20 protein-coding genes are annotated in these 18215 nt (G+C 30.1%); 5 read left to right on the forward strand and 15 right to left on the reverse strand.

Annotated elements, in window-relative coordinates:
* Window positions 1-582 (forward strand): NAD(P)-dependent oxidoreductase (locus tag AMN73_RS03395; protein ID WP_143323195.1); only part of this gene is annotated, 582 nt, incomplete at its 5' end.
* Window positions 583-590: 8 nt separating this feature from the next.
* Window positions 591-2021, forward strand: a complete 1431-nt coding sequence (locus tag AMN73_RS03400; protein WP_075534879.1) for an aldehyde dehydrogenase family protein — start codon at window positions 591-593, stop codon at window positions 2019-2021.
* On the opposite strand, the gene AMN73_RS03405 is transcribed toward AMN73_RS03400, so the two are convergent.
* Entirely contained in the window at window positions 2005-3153 is a 1149-nt protein-coding gene (locus tag AMN73_RS03405) for a TauD/TfdA family dioxygenase (RefSeq protein WP_075534880.1), read from the reverse strand. The two genes, AMN73_RS03400 and AMN73_RS03405, sit on opposite strands and share 17 nt — an antisense overlap.
* Window positions 3153-3884 (reverse strand): class II aldolase/adducin family protein, encoded by a 732-nt coding sequence (locus AMN73_RS03410; protein WP_075534881.1) that lies wholly within the window; start codon window positions 3882-3884, stop codon window positions 3153-3155. The genes AMN73_RS03405 and AMN73_RS03410 overlap by 1 nt, the downstream gene beginning before the upstream one ends.
* Before the next feature lie 116 nt (window positions 3885-4000).
* Here AMN73_RS03410 and AMN73_RS03415 point away from each other — a divergent pair, with 116 nt between their 5' ends.
* The gene (locus AMN73_RS03415; protein WP_075534882.1) at window positions 4001-5029 is read left to right on the forward strand and encodes a quaternary amine ABC transporter ATP-binding protein; all 1029 of its coding nucleotides are present in this window, start codon (window positions 4001-4003) and stop codon (window positions 5027-5029) included.
* Between the two features lie 4 nt (window positions 5030-5033).
* Here AMN73_RS03415 and AMN73_RS03420 read toward each other — a convergent pair whose 3' ends face one another.
* Complete coding sequence (locus AMN73_RS03420) at window positions 5034-5444, reverse strand: GFA family protein (protein ID WP_075534883.1); 411 nt, start codon at window positions 5442-5444, stop codon at window positions 5034-5036.
* Between the two features lie 58 nt (window positions 5445-5502).
* Between AMN73_RS03420 and AMN73_RS03425 the strand changes: the two genes are divergently transcribed.
* The gene (locus AMN73_RS03425; protein ID WP_075534884.1) at window positions 5503-6459 is read left to right on the forward strand and encodes a DMT family transporter; all 957 of its coding nucleotides are present in this window, start codon (window positions 5503-5505) and stop codon (window positions 6457-6459) included.
* The gene (locus AMN73_RS03430; protein WP_075534885.1) at window positions 6456-7424 is read left to right on the forward strand and encodes a 2OG-Fe(II) oxygenase family protein; all 969 of its coding nucleotides are present in this window, start codon (window positions 6456-6458) and stop codon (window positions 7422-7424) included. The genes AMN73_RS03425 and AMN73_RS03430 overlap by 4 nt, the downstream gene beginning before the upstream one ends.
* Before the next feature lie 3 nt (window positions 7425-7427).
* Here AMN73_RS03430 and AMN73_RS03435 read toward each other — a convergent pair whose 3' ends face one another.
* The 12 genes from AMN73_RS03435 to AMN73_RS03490 are packed head-to-tail and all read right to left on the reverse strand — an operon-like array spanning window position 7428 to window position 18213.
* On the reverse strand, window positions 7428-7997 hold the full coding sequence (locus tag AMN73_RS03435) for an NAD(P)H-dependent oxidoreductase (RefSeq protein ID WP_075534886.1): 570 nt from the start codon (window positions 7995-7997) through the stop codon (window positions 7428-7430).
* Entirely contained in the window at window positions 7994-8572 is a 579-nt protein-coding gene (gene msrA / locus AMN73_RS03440) for a peptide-methionine (S)-S-oxide reductase MsrA (RefSeq protein WP_075534887.1), read from the reverse strand. Before msrA ends, AMN73_RS03435 begins: the two co-directional genes overlap by 4 nt.
* Window positions 8573-8582: 10 nt before the next feature.
* Complete coding sequence (locus AMN73_RS03445) at window positions 8583-9080, reverse strand: CoA-binding protein (protein ID WP_256997838.1); 498 nt, start codon at window positions 9078-9080, stop codon at window positions 8583-8585.
* Complete coding sequence (locus AMN73_RS03450; RefSeq protein ID WP_075534888.1) at window positions 9046-9831, reverse strand: enoyl-CoA hydratase; 786 nt, start codon at window positions 9829-9831, stop codon at window positions 9046-9048. Before AMN73_RS03450 ends, AMN73_RS03445 begins: the two co-directional genes overlap by 35 nt.
* The gene (locus AMN73_RS03455) at window positions 9832-10179 is read right to left on the reverse strand and encodes a GFA family protein (RefSeq protein ID WP_075534889.1); all 348 of its coding nucleotides are present in this window, start codon (window positions 10177-10179) and stop codon (window positions 9832-9834) included.
* 3 nt (window positions 10180-10182) lie between these two features.
* The gene (locus tag AMN73_RS03460; protein ID WP_075534890.1) at window positions 10183-10557 is read right to left on the reverse strand and encodes a cytidyltransferase; all 375 of its coding nucleotides are present in this window, start codon (window positions 10555-10557) and stop codon (window positions 10183-10185) included.
* A gap of 43 nt (window positions 10558-10600) precedes the next feature.
* Window positions 10601-12898 (reverse strand): autotransporter outer membrane beta-barrel domain-containing protein, encoded by a 2298-nt coding sequence (locus tag AMN73_RS03465; protein WP_075534891.1) that lies wholly within the window; start codon window positions 12896-12898, stop codon window positions 10601-10603.
* A 32-nt stretch (window positions 12899-12930) separates the two neighbouring features.
* The gene (locus AMN73_RS03470) at window positions 12931-14721 is read right to left on the reverse strand and encodes a hypothetical protein (RefSeq protein ID WP_075534892.1); all 1791 of its coding nucleotides are present in this window, start codon (window positions 14719-14721) and stop codon (window positions 12931-12933) included.
* A 36-nt stretch (window positions 14722-14757) separates the two neighbouring features.
* Entirely contained in the window at window positions 14758-15168 is a 411-nt protein-coding gene (locus AMN73_RS03475) for a P-loop nucleotide/nucleoside kinase family protein (protein ID WP_075534893.1), read from the reverse strand.
* On the reverse strand, window positions 15168-16403 hold the full coding sequence (locus tag AMN73_RS03480) for a M24 family metallopeptidase (protein ID WP_075534894.1): 1236 nt from the start codon (window positions 16401-16403) through the stop codon (window positions 15168-15170). Before AMN73_RS03480 ends, AMN73_RS03475 begins: the two co-directional genes overlap by 1 nt.
* A 1-nt stretch (window position 16404) precedes the next feature.
* Window positions 16405-17580, reverse strand: a complete 1176-nt coding sequence (locus AMN73_RS03485) for an aromatic ring-hydroxylating oxygenase subunit alpha (protein WP_075534895.1) — start codon at window positions 17578-17580, stop codon at window positions 16405-16407.
* A 3-nt stretch (window positions 17581-17583) separates the two neighbouring features.
* Window positions 17584-18213: a class I SAM-dependent DNA methyltransferase gene (locus tag AMN73_RS03490; RefSeq protein WP_075534896.1), complete on the reverse strand. Its 630-nt coding sequence runs from the start codon at window positions 18211-18213 to the stop codon at window positions 17584-17586.
* Between the last annotated feature and the right edge of the window lie 2 nt (window positions 18214-18215).

Below are 18215 nucleotides of genomic sequence, written 5' to 3' on the forward strand. Positions count from 1 at the left end.
AGTGGTGGGTGCCATAGAGCAGCAACAGGTAACATAGCAATTTTTGTTGGTGGAGAAAGAAAAGCTTTTGAAAAAATTTTACCCGCTCTTTCATCAATGGGGAGAAAAATACTTCACACAGGGGAATTAGGAAGTGCTTCAATACTTAAAGTAATAACAAATTATCTTGCATCTACGCATTTAGCTGCGTTGGGAGAGGCATGGGCGGTTGCAAAAAAATCAAAATTAGATCTTACCAAAACCTTCAAAGGTATAGCAGTATCCTCAGGAAATTCTTTTGTACATGAAACAGAAAGCCAAGTTATTTTAAATGGATCATATAATATAAACTTTACAATGGATTTGGTTGAAAAGGATGTTGGTTTGTTTAATCAATTGGCAAAAAAATTGGAGACAAATTTAGAAATTTCACCTTTAGTACTGGATATTTTTAAAGATGCAAAAAAAAAATATGGTTCTAGAGCTTGGTCTTCTATGGTTGTTAAAAGATTTGAGGATAAATTAGGTATTAATTTTAGAGCATCAAATTTTCCTGAAGAACTAATTGATAATGAAAAAGAAGAAAAAGGTTACGAAATATAATTGCTAACATGTTGGACAGAAAAAAATTTTATATTGATGGCAAATGGGTAGATCCAAATAAAGATAATGATTTTGATGTTATCAACCCATCAAATGAGGAATGTTTTGCAAAAATTTCTCTAGGATCAAAAGAAGATGTTGATAAAGCAGTTATAGCTGCAAAAAATGCGTTCGAAAGTTGGAGAGATGTACCAAAAGATAAAAAGATTAATTTGCTTGAGACGCTACTAGCAATTTATAAAAAAAAATTTGATATTATGTCTGAGGCTATATCAACTGAAATGGGTGCTCCAATTGATTGGGCAAAAGAAGTTCAAACTGCATCTGGTCAAGCACATCTTGAAGACTTTATTTTAAGATTAAAAAATTTTAATTTTGATAAGCAATTTGATAAAAAATCTAATAACCATATCTGTTATGAGCCAATAGGTGTTTGTGGATTAATAACTCCTTGGAACTGGCCAATAAACCAAATTGCACTCAAAGTAATTCCAGCTCTTGCAACAGGTTGCACAATGATACTTAAGCCCTCTGAAATATCTCCTTTATCGGCAATGGTCTTTGCAGAAATGATTGACGAAGCTAAATTTCCAAAAGGTGTATTTAATTTAATTAATGGAGATGGTGCTGGAGTAGGAACTCAATTATCTGGTCATCCTGATATAGATATGATTTCATTTACTGGTTCTACAAGAGCTGGGAGACTTATTTCAAAGAATGCAGCTGATACTATTAAAAAAGTTTGTTTAGAGCTTGGTGGAAAGGGAGGCAATATAGTTTTTGCAGATGCATATCCAAACGCTGTGCGGGATGGAATTAGAAATGTAATGAGTAACTCTGGTCAATCATGTGATGCCCCTACAAGAATGTTAGTAGAAAAATCTATTTATAAAAAAGCTGTTGATGAAGCAATTGATGAAGCAAATAAAATCAAAGTAGATTTAGCTTCAAAAAAGGGAGATCACATAGGACCTGTAGTATCTAAAATTCAATACGATAAAATTATTAAGTTAATTAAAAGTGGCATTGAGGAAGGTGCAACACTTTCAGCAGGTGGGCCAGAATTACCCAATGGGTTAAATAAAGGCTACTTTATAAAACCAACTATATTCACTAATGTTACAAATGAAATGACAATTGCAAAAGAAGAAATTTTTGGTCCAGTGTTATCAATTATTCCATTTAACACTGAAGATGAGGCTATTAAAATTGTAAATGATACCTCTTATGGTTTAGGAAACTACTTACAAACTGAAGACAAAGAAAAAGCAAAAAGAGTTGCAAAAAAATTAAGATCTGGCTGTGTATATATAAACGGTAAAAGCGCTGATGCTGGTACACCTTTTGGTGGATACAAACAATCCGGAAATGGTCGAGAGGGGGGCGTTTGGGGTCTTGAGGAGTTTTTAGAAGTAAAAACAGTTACTGGTTGGAATTAGGTTTATTTTTTAAATATTTTAATCTTCCTATAATTTCATCTCTATCCATATAATATCCCTGCAAATGTCGATGACCAGAATTTGGATCATATTCAGTTCTTCCATGTAATAATCGTCTATTATTAAAAGAAAAAATATCTCCTGGTTCTAACCTAAACTTTATTTGAAACTTATCATCGTGCAAAAGATTACCAAATCTATGATGTGCTTTATAAACTTTATCCATCAAATCTGGATGGCAATCTAATGCATCCATTGTTGCAACACTAAATCTAATATCATGATAATCCTTATCTTTAGTAAGCGATACAGCAGGAGCATAATAACTTCTAACTGACTCTTGTGTATAATCCATATCTCTAAACTTTAGATGAACATTTATTAAAGTATCAAATATATCTTGCTCATTTTTTCTGAGATAATCAGCAACTGCGAAACCATCAACCGCTGATGACTCTCCACCTTCTGCTGAATTTATTAAACAATGTAAGAACTGGTAACCCGGGGGGGTTTCAAACCATGGTAAATCCATATGGTTTCTCAAAGCATGAGCTGTATAAGCAGAGTTGTTTGGTTTTGGAATATTAATCACCTCAAATGGTGTTTTGAAAAAAGTTTCACGTGTGTGGCTTATCCTATTTAATACTTTAAAACCTGATTTTTTTTCAACAGGTGCATTTTTAACGATTGCGATACCTGTATGATGAAGGAGTTCTAACCATTTTACTAAGCCAGCCTCAGAATTCATTATTTCTTCATGCTCAATTTCAATCGATTTAAGATTTTGTTGAAGAGAGTTATCCCAGAGTTTGTATGGTGAAATATACTGAGAATTATTTTTAATAGTATAGCAATTTTCTCTCAGCCAGTTTTGATCATAATAACTTGTGTGATTTCCCTCACTCCACTCAATTTCTAATTTACCCGCACTATTTATAGAATATTTCTTTGGATTAATTTGGTTTGATACCTTTAGGATATTAAACATTCTATGTCGTGAATCTTTATCATGAGCTGTGGGGCAATTATCTCTTAACCACATGTAATTAAATTTACTTTTTTTTCCATCGTCCCAAAGAACTTCAAGGCAATTTGAGTTCTTTGTTATATTTTTAATAGTAAAATTTTGCATTAAGTTTTATAATTTGATTTCTCTCTATCTAGTTTTCTTAAAAGTGCAGCCCATTCTGTTTTGCCATCATAATTATAATCATCAGATTTGTCCATATTCTCCCAAAAGAAGGCTGCCTTTTGCTTGTCGATTTCGTGAACTTTTAATCCCATAGATAAATTTTTTACCTGAACTGTGCATGCTTGTTCTAAATAATATGCCCTAAAAAAAGCTTCAGATGCGGTTTTGCCAACAGTATAATATCCATGGTTCCTTGTAATTAATATATCGTGTTGCTTTATTAAAGACATAAATTTATTTCCGTAGTCTTTATCCTCAACAAATTCATAGTCCACGTATCCAATTAAATGATTAAGATAGACTGCAGCTTGCGATAAATACATTAATCCTTCTTTAGTTCCACCAACTGCCATTACATCGTTTGCATGTCCATGGACATAAAAATTTACATCTTGCCTTGCATTGAATATCCATTTTGCAAGATTATTACATCCATCGTTAAGCCAGGGATTATCATTTTCAATTGCTTTGCCTTCTTTATTAATTTTAACAAGTGATGACGCTGTTATTTCCTCATAAAACATTCCATAAGGATGAACAAAAGAGTTATCTTTATTTTCAATTGAACGAGCACCGGCACATTGATTAGCAAGATCTGTCATGCCATACATGTGAAGAATTCTGTAAAGAGCAGCTAATTCACATCTAACATTAAAATCTTTATCACTCATGTTTGTAAAATTATTATATTTTTAACTAAAATAAATTGAAAAAATTATATTTCAATTAAAAGTTGTATTTATTTATTTTGTATCACTCTCCTCAAGCTGTTAAATATTGTGTGAAAATGTCGAAGATTGAAATTAATAATGTTTATAAAATTTTTGGTAGCAATCCAAAGTCAGTTCTACCAATGGTTAAAGAAGGATCATCAAAAGAGGAAATTTTAGAAAAAACTGGCCATACAGTTGGCTTGGATAATGTTTCCATGAAGATTGAAGAAGGCGAAATATTTGTTTGTATGGGTTTATCTGGCTCTGGTAAATCTACTCTGATCAGACATTTAAATAGATTAATTGATCCAACTGAGGGTGAAATTTTAGTTGAAGGTACTGATGTAATGACTTTAAGCCAACAAAAACTAATTGATTTTAGAAGGCATAAAATGAGCATGGTTTTTCAAAGATTTGGTTTATTTCCTCATAAAACTGTAATTCAAAATGTCGGGTATGGTCTAGAGATACAAGGTATTTCTGACGAGGAAAGAAAAAAAATTTGTATGAACAAAATTGAGGCTGTTGGGCTTAGTGGATTTGAGAATCAATATCCTAATCAATTATCTGGTGGAATGCAGCAAAGAGTTGGATTAGCAAGAGCTTTAGCAACTGATACTGATATTATGTTAATGGATGAAGCATTTTCTGCTTTAGACCCATTAATAAGAAGTGATATGCAGAAACAATTATTAGATTTACAAGAACAGTTAAAAAAAACTATTGTCTTTATTACTCATGATTTAGACGAGTCACTTAGATTAGGTGATCATATTGGAATACTTAATGCTGGAAAACTTGTTCAGGTTGGTAGTCCGGTTGATATAATAATGAATCCTGCAGATGAATATGTTGCTGCATTTGTCAAAGATGTGAATAGAGCCAAAGTTATAAAAGCTAAGGTTATCATGACTCCAAAAGAAAAAGTTAATGGTATTGATAAATCTAACCTTTTAAAAGTTCAAGAAGATCAATTTATTGAAGAATTTTTACCACAAGTTGTTTGCACTAATGCAAATTGTGAAGTCGTGGATAAGAAAGGTAACATTAAAGGCTATATTACAAACAAGGAATTAAAAGACTCTCTAACAAAAGGTAAGTAAAAATTTATACTTTTAATTTCTTATCTTCTATATCCATAAAAGGGAAATGAGAATTTTCATAAAAAATATTAATTGCTTTTTTTAAAATAGTAATATCATCGAGCAATCCAGCATATAAATAATATTTATTCCATTTTTCTACATAAGTGAGTACAGGAGCAGCACACTTTTTACAAAAATGTTTTTTTATTTTTTTTTCACTTCCGCCATTATGCTCATAAATCGATAATTTGCTCATCTCTATATCAATAGCATTCTCTCGTAATTCAATAATTGAAATCATCCCACCTATTTTTTTTCTACAATCTTGGCAGTGGCAGTTAAAAACTCTTGGTATTTCATCAAGTTTAACTGTGAAATTAATTGCTCCACAAATACAACTCCCTTTTTTATTTACAAATATTTTTTCTGCCATTGATATATAGTCTCATATAATTTTATTTTTTAAAATAAAAAAAGTGGTAATTTAAATAATGAGCGCTCAAAATAATAATCCAAGAGGTATAGTACTTGTCATTATTGCAATGTCTTTATTTGCTATGCAAGACGCACTTATCAAGTTTGTTTTTGAAAAATCAGCTTTATATGAAATATTTTTTGGTAGATATGTTGTTGCATCCTTTTTATTATTTTGTTTTGTGGTAATTGCCAAAAAAAAGGTTTCTCTTAAAACTCAATATCCTTTTTTAACAATTTTAAGAGTTGTTCTGCACTTTCTAGCTTTTTCTGCATTTTTTATATCTTTAACTTTTATGCCTCTTGCAACTGCAAACGCATTATTTTTTTCAAGCCCTTTCTTTGTTTCAATATTTGCAAAATTTTTTTTAAAGGAATTTATAGGTATAAGAAGATGGTCAGCAATTGTATTTGGATTTATTGGTGTATACGTGGTTCTAAATCCAAACTTTTCAGAATTTGAATATAAAAATTTACTTCCGGTTTTGAGCGCATTTTTATATGCATCTTCTATGGTTATAACAAAATACACATCAGTAAAAGATGATGTATATACTCAATTATTTTATTTTTATTTAATCTCTATATCAATTTTAATAGTTATATTTTTAATAATGGGACAAGGGCAATTTAATAATTCGAGTTATGATCCAACAATGCAATTTATATTCAGAGATTGGTTTTCAAACTTTGATTATACATGGAAATTTATTTTATTTTTTGGTGTTGCTGCTTCTGTTGCGTTTATATGTATTTTTTCAGCATATATAGTTGCATCTCCATCAGTCGTTTCTTTATTTGAATATTCACTGATAATTATGTCAATGATACCTGGTTACTTGTTATTCAATGAAATACCATCAGTAAGAACTTTTATTGGTGTAGCTTGTATTATAAGCGCTGGTGTTTATATTTATTTCAGAGAAAAAGTTAGAGATCAGTATATTGCTACTGAAACTCCAGTAAGAAGATGAAAAAAAATTATATACCCACAATTAATATTTCAGCTTTATTGAGTGGAAATTTTAAAAATAAAAAAGAGATGAAAATTTTGAAAGAAATTGAAAAAGCATCCATTAATGTTGGTTTTTTTCAAATAGTTGGACATGGAATAAGTAAGAAAAGTATTAAAAATATTACTGCAGTTGGGAAAAATTTTTTTGCTTCAACTAAAATAAATAAAATGAAATTAGCTCCTAAGAAATGGAATAAATCTAATAAAAATTTATATAGGGGATACTTTCCAAACGATGTTAATGGTAAAGAAGGTTTGGATATTGGAGATCTGAAAGTTTCAAAAAAATATGCCTCAAAAATTAATAATCAATATATTGAGTACCTAAATTTAAATAAATCTTTAAGTAAAAGCTCAATTAATGTTTTGAAAGACTATTATGATGATATATTTAATCTAGGCGAAACATTATTCAAAAGTATTATTAAAATTTATAATCTTGATATTAGAAATTCAAAAGTTGCTTTTAAGAGACAAAAAACACTTAGTACTTTAAGATTTAATTATTACCCAAATCAATCTAAGCCTGTTGAAATATCTAAGCAAGATGGTGTAGCGCTTGGATGTGAAACCCATGTTGATAGTGGAATTTTTACAATTCTCTATCAAGATAAGAAAGGTGGTCTTCAGGTTCAGAATAGACGAAATAAAAAATGGTATGATGTACCATTCAATAAAAATGCATTAATAGTAAACACTGGTCTTGCATTGGAATATTTAAGTAAAGGAAAATTTAAAGCCACTAATCACCGAGTATTATGGAATAAAACGAAAAGACTTTCTATTCCATTTTTCTTTGAGCCTTCATATGACTTTAAAATGAATAAATCTTTTTTCACTAAAAAACCAAATAACACAACTGGAATTATATTTGAAAAATTTTTAAATAAATCCTTAAAAAAATTTGTTGAATATCAAAGATAATTATCAAATCTTATTAGCTGTATCAGTTACGACCTGTAATAATTTTTTTCTTTTCTCATCAGAAACAAATGGTACTGAAAAAAATCTTTTATAAGTAATATCGGAAATACCACATAAATTAAAAACACCTCTTTTCAATCGTTTAGTTGGCATATTTAAAAAGAAAGTTCTAATAGCAAATTGAGGGGAGCCATAAGTACAAAATATAATTGCTTTTTTTCCTTTTAAGTTACCAACTGGATATCCATAGTTGCCAACTAGTTTTTTAAAAGTAAAAGCCCAAGGTGGTGCAAGAACTTTATCTATCCAACCTTCTGCTATTGCCGGAAGTCTGAAATTCCAGATTGGAGCTATCATTGTAATAATATCACTTTTTTCAATTCTTTTTCTATGATCTAAAACAACTTTGTCTGGTTTTTCTCCAGCAAAAACAGGATCAAATTTTTCCTTATACAAATCTACACAATCTACTTCGTGGCCTTTTTCTTTAAGACATTTAATAAAAGTATCTCTTATAGCAGCATTAAAAGATTGATCGTTATAATGACTGTAAACTAAAAATATTTTTTTCATTTTCCCCAAATACTATCTAGCTTTTTTTCTCGTCCACATCCTTTTTTATATAATAAATAATTTACAAAGTTTTCTTGATAATAATTTTGATGACTGTCTTCACCTTTATAAAATTTATCATATTTTCTAACATACGTTACCACTTTTTTATCAAAATCCTTTTCAATCTTTTTAAGACTTTCAATTATTTGTTTTTTTTGTAAATCATTCTTATAGAAAGCAACCGATCTGTAGCTATATCCTTTATCACAAAACTGTCCTTGCGAGTCAAAAGGATCAACATTTATCCAAAAAATTTTTAATAACTCTTCAAAATTAGTTAATGATTTATCATAAATAATTTCAACAGTTTCAAAGTGACCAGTATCCCCATAGGTTACCTCTTTATAAGTTGGGTTTGTTGTGGTTCCCCCTGAGTACCCAGATATAACTTCAATTACACCATCTACTTTTTCAAATGATTCTTCCATACACCAAAAACAACCTCCACCAAAATACGCTTTATCAATCTCTTTGCTAGTTGAATTTGTACTAATTAAAATTGCAAATAAAAAAATTAAAATCTTCCTAAGCATTTTATTACAATTATTTTTTAAGAACTGGAAAAACTGGGTTCATTTTTTCAAAAATTTTTTGATACTCCTGTTTAATGCATAAATTTTCAAAATAGTTCATATTATTTTCAGATGCAATTTTTTTTGCTTCCCTGTGCTGTATCCCGTATTGTAACCAGAGTGTTTTTGCACCTATTTGAGCTGCTTGTTTTGCAATTTCGGGAGACTCGTTTGATGGACGGAAAACATCGACAATATCAACCTCAATTTTTATATCTTTTAAATCTCCGACAACTTTTTCTCCATGAATAATCTCATCTTTTGCAAAAGGGTTTACTGGAATTACTTTGTATCCAAAATCTTGCATATATTTCATAACTATGGTTGATGGCTTTCTTTTTAGATTTTTTGGATCTTCTTTTTTTTTTAAAGAACTAACACCGATCATTGCGATTGTTTTAGAATTTTTTAAAACTGTCTCAATATTTTCCATTTTATTTATTTTTCCAATTTGGTTTTCTTTTTTCAATAAATGCTGAAATTCCTTCTTTGGCATCTCTTGCCATCATGTTAAGTGTCATCATCTTGCTAGTGAATGAATATGCTTTGCTCAGTGGCATCTCTAATTGTTTATAAAATGCTCTTTTACCAATTTTAATTGTTAAATTTGACTTTGAGGCAATTTTTTTTGCAATTTTTAAAATTTCTTGATTAAGTTTATTTTTAGGAAAACAATCATTTATTAATCCAATTTCTTTTGCATAATTTGCTTTTATTGGGTCACCAGTTAAAAGCATTTTCATCATTACTTTTCTATTTACTTTACGACTTACAGCAACCATTGGAGTACTGCAAAATAATCCAATATTTACACCCGGTGTTGCAAAAATTGCATCTTTTGTACTAAATGCTAAATCACAACTTGCTACTAATTGACAACCTGCTGCAAAAGCCGCTCCATGAACTTTCGCGATAACTGGTTTTCTTCCTTCAACTATTTGAACCATTAATTTTGAACAAAGATTAAATAATTTTAAATATTTATCTCTTTTTTTTAAACCTCTTACCTCTTTTAAATTATGACCAGCACTAAAACCTTTTCCTAAACCTTCAAGAATAATAACTTTCGTTGAATTATCTTTATCCAACATTTTAAAAACTGCTAATAAGGAATTAAGAGTATAAAATGATAAAGAATTGTATGTCTTAGGATCGTTAATAGATACCAAACTGATACCACTTTGAATTTTTTTTAATTTAACTGTTGTAAATTTTTTCATTTAAATTTTTTTACCATCAAAAATTGGAATTGTTTTCAATTTAAAACAATCAACCTTATCAATACATCCTAAGTTAATACAATATTTATTAGGACTAGTAAAAGATCTATGGTGTGTATAAATCCCACAGCTTGAACAAAAATAATGTTTTGCTTGATTTTTACCGAATTTATAGAGCGATAAATTATTTTCGCCACTAAGAATTTTTAAATTCTCAATTAAAATTACACCCATTACTGCCCCTCTTTTAATACAAAATGAGCAATCACATCTAGTATAGTCTTCTAGAACGTCTTTGGTATTTATTTGAATTTTAACTTTTTTGCAGTGGCACTCTAAAATATACATATTTTATTTTAAATCACCATCTTCCCTCATCTTAGCTCTTATTTTTGTTGCTGAAATTTTTTGGATTTCCTCAGGTAGAACTATTTCCTCAATTTTATAACCAACTCCTCTTCCATAACAAATATTTGTTATATTAGGAACTAACATCACTTTAAATCTACCCTCAAATTCAGGATTTAGTCTTTCCTCTATTTTTTTTTTAACAGTGTCAAAGTCAAAAGGATTATCATCTACACCCTGAACATCTCTTATTTGAATACAAACCTGGCCAGTCTTTTTAATGATTTCTTTAAACAGTGCGTAGTGACCATCATGAAATGGTTGCCAACGTCCTAACATTTGTGCAGTTGGTTTTTTATTGTCCCATTTGTAACCCATAAATAGATACTCCTTTAAATTATCTTATTCTTAATTACTTAAATTAAAAGACTTTATTTAGTTCAATATAAGCTTCTCTAGCATCACCAAATCGAGTTAAATCATCATTTAAATTAAAAATTAAATCAAAGCCATTAATATCTTTTTTAATTTCAAATTCTGACATTAAGTTTTCAGATCCATTTATAGTAAATGCAATTTCAGTATCTTTATGAGGTAAATACCCTAAAGCCACATATAGGTTATCAGTATGTCCTGTTTCAAACGCTTGGTTTCTCTCGTAAATTATAAAAATACTATAGTGCTCTGGAAAGATTATATCTACACCAACTTCAGCATTTAAATTATGTAATGCTCCTGTGTGTAATGTATCGTTAAATTTTACACTTTTATCTTCAACATAAGTATATTTAAAGTTTGATGAGCGATCTAATTCAGCTTTATACTCTATTTTTCCATGCCTTTTAAAAGAATAGTTTTTTTTAGATAAATCTTCTACTGCTGCAATAGCTGCTCTAAAATTTCTTGTTCTAACGTGTTGATCATTAACTATTATAGCTGCATTGCCAGACTCTTGATAACCTTTTAAAATTGTATGCGCAAAATCGAACTGACCGGAAGGAATAAGAGTTAATTTACCTTTTATAAATTCATCCTTTAGTTTTACTGTTCCATAAATTTGATTTCCCGTTCTATCAGCGGTTATTCTTGATCCATCTACAATAGTAAGTAAATTAGATCTAATTTTTCCAATTCCAAAAATTTTATCAATCATCTTTGTATCATCTTGAACTGGTGATGTGCTGTAATATGTAATGTTATAAGTATTAGAATCTAACCTACTTCCAGAATTTCCAACATCAACATTGTCATCTCCAAATCTAAAAGCAAATCCTTTAAGACTATAATCATCTGTAAATTTATCAAAACCAAATGTTAAGGCTTCTGTTTTTGCTTTTTTTATTGATGAAAGACTTGTTTCTCCAACTCTTCCAAGAGAAATACTTCCCTCACTCCAGTAGAAATAATTTTTATTATTATTATTACTGTTTTCTGATGATGATATTTTTTTAAAAGATGAAATTGGTAATTCTTTTAAAGATGAGAGTAAATTATTTGAAAAATTTAATTTAATATTTTGATTTGATAAATTTTGTTTATCTTTATTTCTTCTAATCCATTTCAGTCTGTTCAATGCTGAGTTTGTTGATAGTTTCACTGTTCTATTCGCAAGCTCTATTTGGGCCTCTGCCATTCCCATTCTATCGTTATCTTCTGCTATCGAAGCACATGTTCCTCCAAAAAGATTAAAAGGACACGCTAAATTAAACTCATAGATTGCTTCTGTTATTGAAGCATCTCCGTTGTGATCATCGGATACAAACATTTTAAAACCTTTAGCACTAAATGCAATTGCTCTTCCTTGTGTGAGAGATTTATCTGAGACTAAATCATTTACATTTAGTGCTCCATCTAAGTTAAAGTCAGTCGTATCATATGGTGATGACAATGAATATTGTTCAACTATTGCATCACTACCATTTGTTCCATGATAAACTATAAATATTCTTTTTCCATCTGCACTTAAAGAAAGAGCATCAGGATTCGAGGAAGGCGTAGAATTTGGAAGAAGAATTCCTGCGCTATCAACATGGGTAAGAGTGCTTATATCATAAGGTGTTGAAAGACTATATTCTCTGATACCACTTTTGCCGCTTGCAGCTCCAGAACCGGTACCGTTAAAGCTTATAAATATTTTTGTTCCATCAGGGCTAATAGCTACACCTTGTGCATGATGTCTTTTAGAATTAGTATCAATGGATCCAGATCTCCAACCATTAATCTCTACTCCAGTTTGATCAGGATCTATTTCTTGAGCCAATGTACAAGTTGAAACATCATAAGGTTCAGTTAAATCGTATCTGTACAAAGCATCGTCATTGGCACCGTTAGTACCTCTATTAATAACAAATATCTGCATACCATTGCTACTGAAAGACATATCCCCTGCATTTTTTGGTATCTGATGCGATCCAGAATCATAACCATTAGCTAAATTACATCGCTCACTATCACCTCTATAAGTGTGTGTAGAAATATCAAACGGTGTTGAAAGATCGTACTCATTTATAAAGTCAATTTGGTTATCATTGCCAGAAGCAACCGAATAAATTGTGAACATTTTTGTTCCATTAGAATTAAATTCTATACCAGTTAAAAAATTAGAACCAGAACCCCCATCTCGAAAAGTTTGGTCATCAATATGAGTGACGTTTGCAAGAACGTTCGAAATTGGAAATAAAAATATTAAAATTATTAAAGCTTTACTGAATAATTTCATAAGCGCCTTTTATATCCAAAATTTAATGCGGATTAAAAGGTAAATTTATAAGAAAAATTACCTGAAAAGCTTGTTAATTCTTGTGTACTGGTTGTGCTATCTAAATTAAATTTTAAAAAATGTTGGTCTGATATTTTTTTTTCATATCCTATATTGGTCGCTAAGGTTACTTCCTCAGTTAAATCATCATCTTGTTTATATGTAGCGCCTGTATTGTTTACTTCAAAGTCTTGATCTTTTGCGGTAACCATTTTTCTAAGATCCAAAATCCAACCTAAGTTTATACTATTATTGCTGCCAAAATTAAATTTATAATCATCGTCAAAGTAAAAAGATAAATTTCCAATATTTTTTGCATCCCATTCATAAAAATTACTTTCTGAGTGAGCGGGGGTATGTGAAAAACCAAATGTTAATCCTAAATTTGGTATAAAATAATTATTATTAATCTTTGTCCCAGCAATTAATTCATACGTTTCGTAATTGTCTTTAATATCAAGCCTACCTGAGGCCGTTGTGTTAGTTAATATTTGTCTATCACTATTGTGTAAAGTTAATCCAGCTAATAAAAAACTTTCATTACCAATATTATTAAATAAAGATCTATTTGGAAAATAAAAACCTGAGCTTATTGAATAACGATTAATTGTATGATCTTTTGTAAAATTTTGCTTACTTGTTTCAATTGATAAAATAAAATCTTTATCTTTACTATATGGATTGATTAAATTTATGCCTACACCAGCATAGTTAAAACCTAAAGATAAACTTTGATTATTTTGTTTTCTATTAAATGAAGCAAAATTAATTTCTCCCCAACCCTTTTTACTTTTAGATTCGTTTGTTGTACTTTTATATTTTGTTAATGATTTACGGATATTTAATGACTTGTAACCTAAGAGCTCATCAAGAATTTCATTTCCTCCCTGGCCCACTGAACCTGCTGAACCTTGAACAATTGGATTGCCATCTAAATCTTGCAAAGTTTCAAAATCTGTTCCAGTAGTTTCGTAATAATAACCTTGTCCAGCTCCGTGTTGTATCTTTAAAGTGTTTCTATTTTTATTATTTTTTATTTTACCAATAATAATACCACCATTTTTTAATACAACAGTACTGTCTGCTCCATCAACGGTAATTGCTACCTTATCAATTTTTTTATTCTCTATTTTTCCACTGTTTGTTAAAGTTGTAGTCTTACCAATAGTAATAGTTGCAGCAGTACTTTCATTATATATGTGACCGCCTGCATTGTTAGTAACAGTACTATTTGTAGAGTTCGAATGAAGTAATATAGTATTTGTGCTTGCGTTAGTTGAATAGATTGTTCCTGAATTTGTAATATTAATATTGTCAGGTGTAGTTCCACTTTTAGAAACAGAAATTGTATTCGTCTTTGCTCGGATTGTACCGCCGCTATTATTTGTAATTGTAGCATTAATCGAATCTAATAAATTTATACCTTTTGAATTATTAGCTCGGATTGTTCCTGAATTTGTAACTGTTAACCCATCAGTATCATCTCCTGCAACAGCATTAGCAGTTCCAAGTATAGATGCACCAGACTCAACAATTACAGTAGATCTTGCCTTTTCATTAATATGTGCTGGTTTTGTCATTGATAAAGTACCTAGTGTCTCGTTTTCTGATATTGTCAAAGTTAAATCAGTATCATTAAATTTTTGCTGCACGTTGCCAGCTGCATTTTCAGAATCAAATGTTTTATCTGAAGTAAATGTCTCTGCTTTTGAATGAATAATTAAAGAGAAATAAACTAATAACAAAATTAGCGTATAACTTGGTTTACTCACAATAGAATTCATTTTAAAACTTATTAATTTTTTTATGATCTTTTTAGTTTATTTTTTCAAATCTTTAAATATTTTTGGTGCCCAATTTTTGGCATCCTGAGAGGTTACATGGAAGTCGAATTTATCAGGTTTAACAAACATTTTATTAGTATCATCGAATCTTCCCTCTTTTATTGTATCAACCCACACTACGTAATCAGCTGGAAATAAGCTTCTTGCCTCTGGTGTTGGACAGATAAAATCAGCAACGACATAATTTCCCTCTTCTTTAAGTTTGATAGCAAAATCTGCCATTCTCTTTGCTTGTCTTTTTCTTCCCTCCTCAGAAAAATCCCAGTCGTCAGCTGCCTTCCTAACTTCGTCAGCATTTAATCGTTTTGCATTAATCATTGGAGCAAGTTCATTTGCTAATGTTGTTTTGCCAGCACCAGGCAAGCCCATTATTAAAATAATTTTCATTAGATTTTTTCTAAAGGATGATGTGACATCAGCTCTAAACCATTTTGGCCGACTAGATATTGTTGTTCGAGTTTAACACCTTCTTTGCCACCAACTTTTCCAATATAACTTTCAAGGGTAATTGTCATATTTTTTTCAAAAGATCCACCTTGTTCGCCTCCATCAGTTGGATATTTTATTTGTGGCCACTCATCACATAAACCAATTCCATGAACCATACATGAATATCTATTTCCATAATACTCTTCTGGAAGCACCCACGATTTTTTTACAAATTCTTTAAATGTCATTCCAGATTTAATTAATCGAAAATTATGATCTATTTGATCCATAGCCATTGAATAAAGTTTTTTTTGTTCATCATTAAATTTATGTCCAACAACAAAAGCTCTCGATATATCTGCACAATATCCATAGGGACCAACCATGTCGGTATCAAAAGATACAATTTCACCATTTTGAATTACTTTATTACTACTCTCTTGCATCCATGGATTAGTTCTTTCGCCAGATGAAAGAATTCTACATTCAATCCATTCTCCCCCATGTTCAATATTTGTTTTATGTAAAATAGACCAAAGCTCATCCTCTGTCATACCAGCTTTCATCTCTTCCCTCATTTTAGCAACTCCTATTTCTGCAACTTCTAGAGCTGCTTTCATACATTTCAATTCCTCAGCTGATTTTATTACTCTTGCTTGTTCTAAAATAAGTTTAGCATCTACAACTTGTATCCCTGAATTATTTAATGCTGTTACTGCTGGTCCATTTAAAACGTCAATGGCAACTTTTTTACTTTTAAAATAATTTTTTGAGAGATCTTCAATTTCATTTACCCATTTTTTTAATTGTGCATTTGCTTGATCGCCATTACTAAAATAATCCCAAGTTATTGCAGGTCTAATTTCATCTATTAAATTTAAATGTTTGGATAAAATTTCACAGTTAAAATATTCATATAAGATTGTAGGTCCATCAACCGGTACAAAACAATATCTAGTCAGATTATGCATATTATAAACACTCATATTAACTGTATCCAATGCATAACGAACATTCACTGGATCAAACAATATGCAAGCTTCTAAATTATTTTTTTCAAGTTCTTTTTTAACTCGATCTAGTCGATACGATCTTAATTTACTAAAATTAATTTCATCCTCTCTTAATCTTTTTTTTGTAATAAACTTTGGTGAGGATTTTATTTCTGGAGCAATTTTTCTTTTAAATTTCATTTTAAATTAAATTTTGTGCTACCCATTTATGAAAATGATGAGTTGGATTATCCATAACTGGAGAAAAATTACCACCATTATAAACTGGCGAATTTCTTCCAATTTGCATACCTTGTATAATATCAACATCTTCCTTTTGAATATCTTCCCATTGTTTATGGTTTTGTTTTCTTAATGACTCGAATTTTTTTGAATTAGCTGCTTCTTCTCCAACATAATACAATTCCATATGTTCAAGTGTGAATTCATGATTAATTGGTTCTAACCAATAAGCGTAATAATGATCTTTATGAATACCTAGCATTACGTTTGGAAATAAAGCTACATACTCTGCAATGTTTTCTTTATTTTTTGGCCAATTAGGAAAACACGGAAATTTTTCTTTTCCCTCAAATCTTGGATTATAAACAACTGTTCCTTGTCCCGCAAAACGATTTGGCAACCCTTGAATATGATAATGATCTTCTATTTTAGAATATGAATTTAAGCCTGGATGTACCCATGGCAAATGATAGCTTTCACAATAATTTTCAATTGCAAACTTCCAATTACAATTTGCATTTAATTTAAAATATCCAAAGTCATTTGAGTGGTTAATGAGCTCTCTATCTTTGATTGGCCAAAATTCCTCCCATCGATCACTGAGAGGTTTGATATATTCTTCAAAAGACATTTCATTATTATTTATATTAATCATTATTAAATCTAGCCAAATATATGATCGTATTTCTTTAAGATTACTTTTAGATCTTTCAAAATCTTTTGTTTGGTGGATATTCATGCCACCAATATGTGGTGTTGCAACTAATTCACCATCAAAATTATAAGACCAAGAATGATAAGGACATCTAATAACGTTTTTAATATTTCCTGGTTTGGTTACTAATTTAAGTCCTCTATGGCTACAAACATTATGGAAGACTCTTATTTTTTTATCTTTACCTCTAACAAGAAGTATTGGCATACCTAGAATATCTACTGGTTTTGCGTCTCCAACATTTGGTAAAGAGCTTGCAACCCCTATTACCATCCATTTATCTTCAAATAACTTTTTTCTCTCAATTAAAGTATATTCTTTACTAGTGTAACACTCATTTGGAAGTCCGTGAGCGTCTTTAATAGGCTTACTTACAATATCAAGTTTTTCTTTATTTATAATATTATAAATATCAGACATGACTTATTTTATCACTTCATACAACCCAAGCCAAGCGTTTACGTCCTTACTGGCAATATAATCTGATTTGAAAAATTCAATCTCTTTCCATTTATTATCTTTGTTTAGTTGATCAATTTTTTTATCAAAACCATATTCTTCGTGAATTCCCTCATTTATCGTGAAACAAATTAACCCTTTATCTTTTGTAATTCTTATAAATTCATCTAAAGCAGGCGGTTTAACGTGACCGAAAGTGAAAGTACCCACACACATTACGGCATCAAAAGAATTGTCTCTTTCATTAATGGGCTTATTTAAATCAACTTTATCTAATTTGTGATAAAGACCTTTTGGTACTAAGTCTAAAAGTTTTTGTGATAAATCTGCTCCATAAAAATTAGAAAAACCATGCTTTTTCAGTTCAACACCTACTAAACCTGTGCCGCATCCAGCATCATAAATTTTTGAATTTTTATTTTTCTCGTACTTTATATAAACTTCGGTTGTTTCTTTTGGACCAGTATAATTCCAATCAACCATATCTTTGTCATATTTATTTCCTTCTCCCCATTCATCGTAATATTTCATAACTTCATCTGTTTTTTTTAATTTATATATGGGTACTTTGTTACCGACATCTTTTTGAGACATAG

This window comes from Candidatus Pelagibacter communis, assembly GCF_001179965.1.
Taxonomy (GTDB): domain Bacteria; phylum Pseudomonadota; class Alphaproteobacteria; order Pelagibacterales; family Pelagibacteraceae; genus Pelagibacter.

Excerpts from the sequence above, each read along its gene's own strand:
- AMN73_RS03400 (WP_075534879.1), top strand. The coding sequence starts at position 591 with ATGTTGGACAGAAAAAAATTTTATATTGATGGCAAATGGGTAGATCCA.
- AMN73_RS03405 (WP_075534880.1), bottom strand. The coding sequence starts at position 3,153 with ATGCAAAATTTTACTATTAAAAATATAACAAAGAACTCAAATTGCCTT.
- AMN73_RS03410 (WP_075534881.1), bottom strand. The coding sequence starts at position 3,884 with ATGAGTGATAAAGATTTTAATGTTAGATGTGAATTAGCTGCTCTTTAC.
- AMN73_RS03415 (WP_075534882.1), top strand. The coding sequence starts at position 4,001 with ATGTCGAAGATTGAAATTAATAATGTTTATAAAATTTTTGGTAGCAAT.
- AMN73_RS03420 (WP_075534883.1), bottom strand. The coding sequence starts at position 5,444 with ATGGCAGAAAAAATATTTGTAAATAAAAAAGGGAGTTGTATTTGTGGA.
- AMN73_RS03425 (WP_075534884.1), top strand. The coding sequence starts at position 5,503 with ATGAGCGCTCAAAATAATAATCCAAGAGGTATAGTACTTGTCATTATT.
- AMN73_RS03430 (WP_075534885.1), top strand. The coding sequence starts at position 6,456 with ATGAAAAAAAATTATATACCCACAATTAATATTTCAGCTTTATTGAGT.
- AMN73_RS03435 (WP_075534886.1), bottom strand. The coding sequence starts at position 7,997 with ATGAAAAAAATATTTTTAGTTTACAGTCATTATAACGATCAATCTTTT.
- msrA (WP_075534887.1), bottom strand. The coding sequence starts at position 8,572 with ATGCTTAGGAAGATTTTAATTTTTTTATTTGCAATTTTAATTAGTACA.
- AMN73_RS03450 (WP_075534888.1), bottom strand. The coding sequence starts at position 9,831 with ATGAAAAAATTTACAACAGTTAAATTAAAAAAAATTCAAAGTGGTATC.
- AMN73_RS03455 (WP_075534889.1), bottom strand. The coding sequence starts at position 10,179 with ATGTATATTTTAGAGTGCCACTGCAAAAAAGTTAAAATTCAAATAAAT.
- AMN73_RS03460 (WP_075534890.1), bottom strand. The coding sequence starts at position 10,557 with ATGGGTTACAAATGGGACAATAAAAAACCAACTGCACAAATGTTAGGA.
- AMN73_RS03465 (WP_075534891.1), bottom strand. The coding sequence starts at position 12,898 with ATGAAATTATTCAGTAAAGCTTTAATAATTTTAATATTTTTATTTCCA.
- AMN73_RS03470 (WP_075534892.1), bottom strand. The coding sequence starts at position 14,721 with ATGAATTCTATTGTGAGTAAACCAAGTTATACGCTAATTTTGTTATTA.
- AMN73_RS03475 (WP_075534893.1), bottom strand. The coding sequence starts at position 15,168 with ATGAAAATTATTTTAATAATGGGCTTGCCTGGTGCTGGCAAAACAACA.
- AMN73_RS03480 (WP_075534894.1), bottom strand. The coding sequence starts at position 16,403 with ATGAAATTTAAAAGAAAAATTGCTCCAGAAATAAAATCCTCACCAAAG.
- AMN73_RS03485 (WP_075534895.1), bottom strand. The coding sequence starts at position 17,580 with ATGTCTGATATTTATAATATTATAAATAAAGAAAAACTTGATATTGTA.
- AMN73_RS03490 (WP_075534896.1), bottom strand. The coding sequence starts at position 18,213 with ATGTCTCAAAAAGATGTCGGTAACAAAGTACCCATATATAAATTAAAA.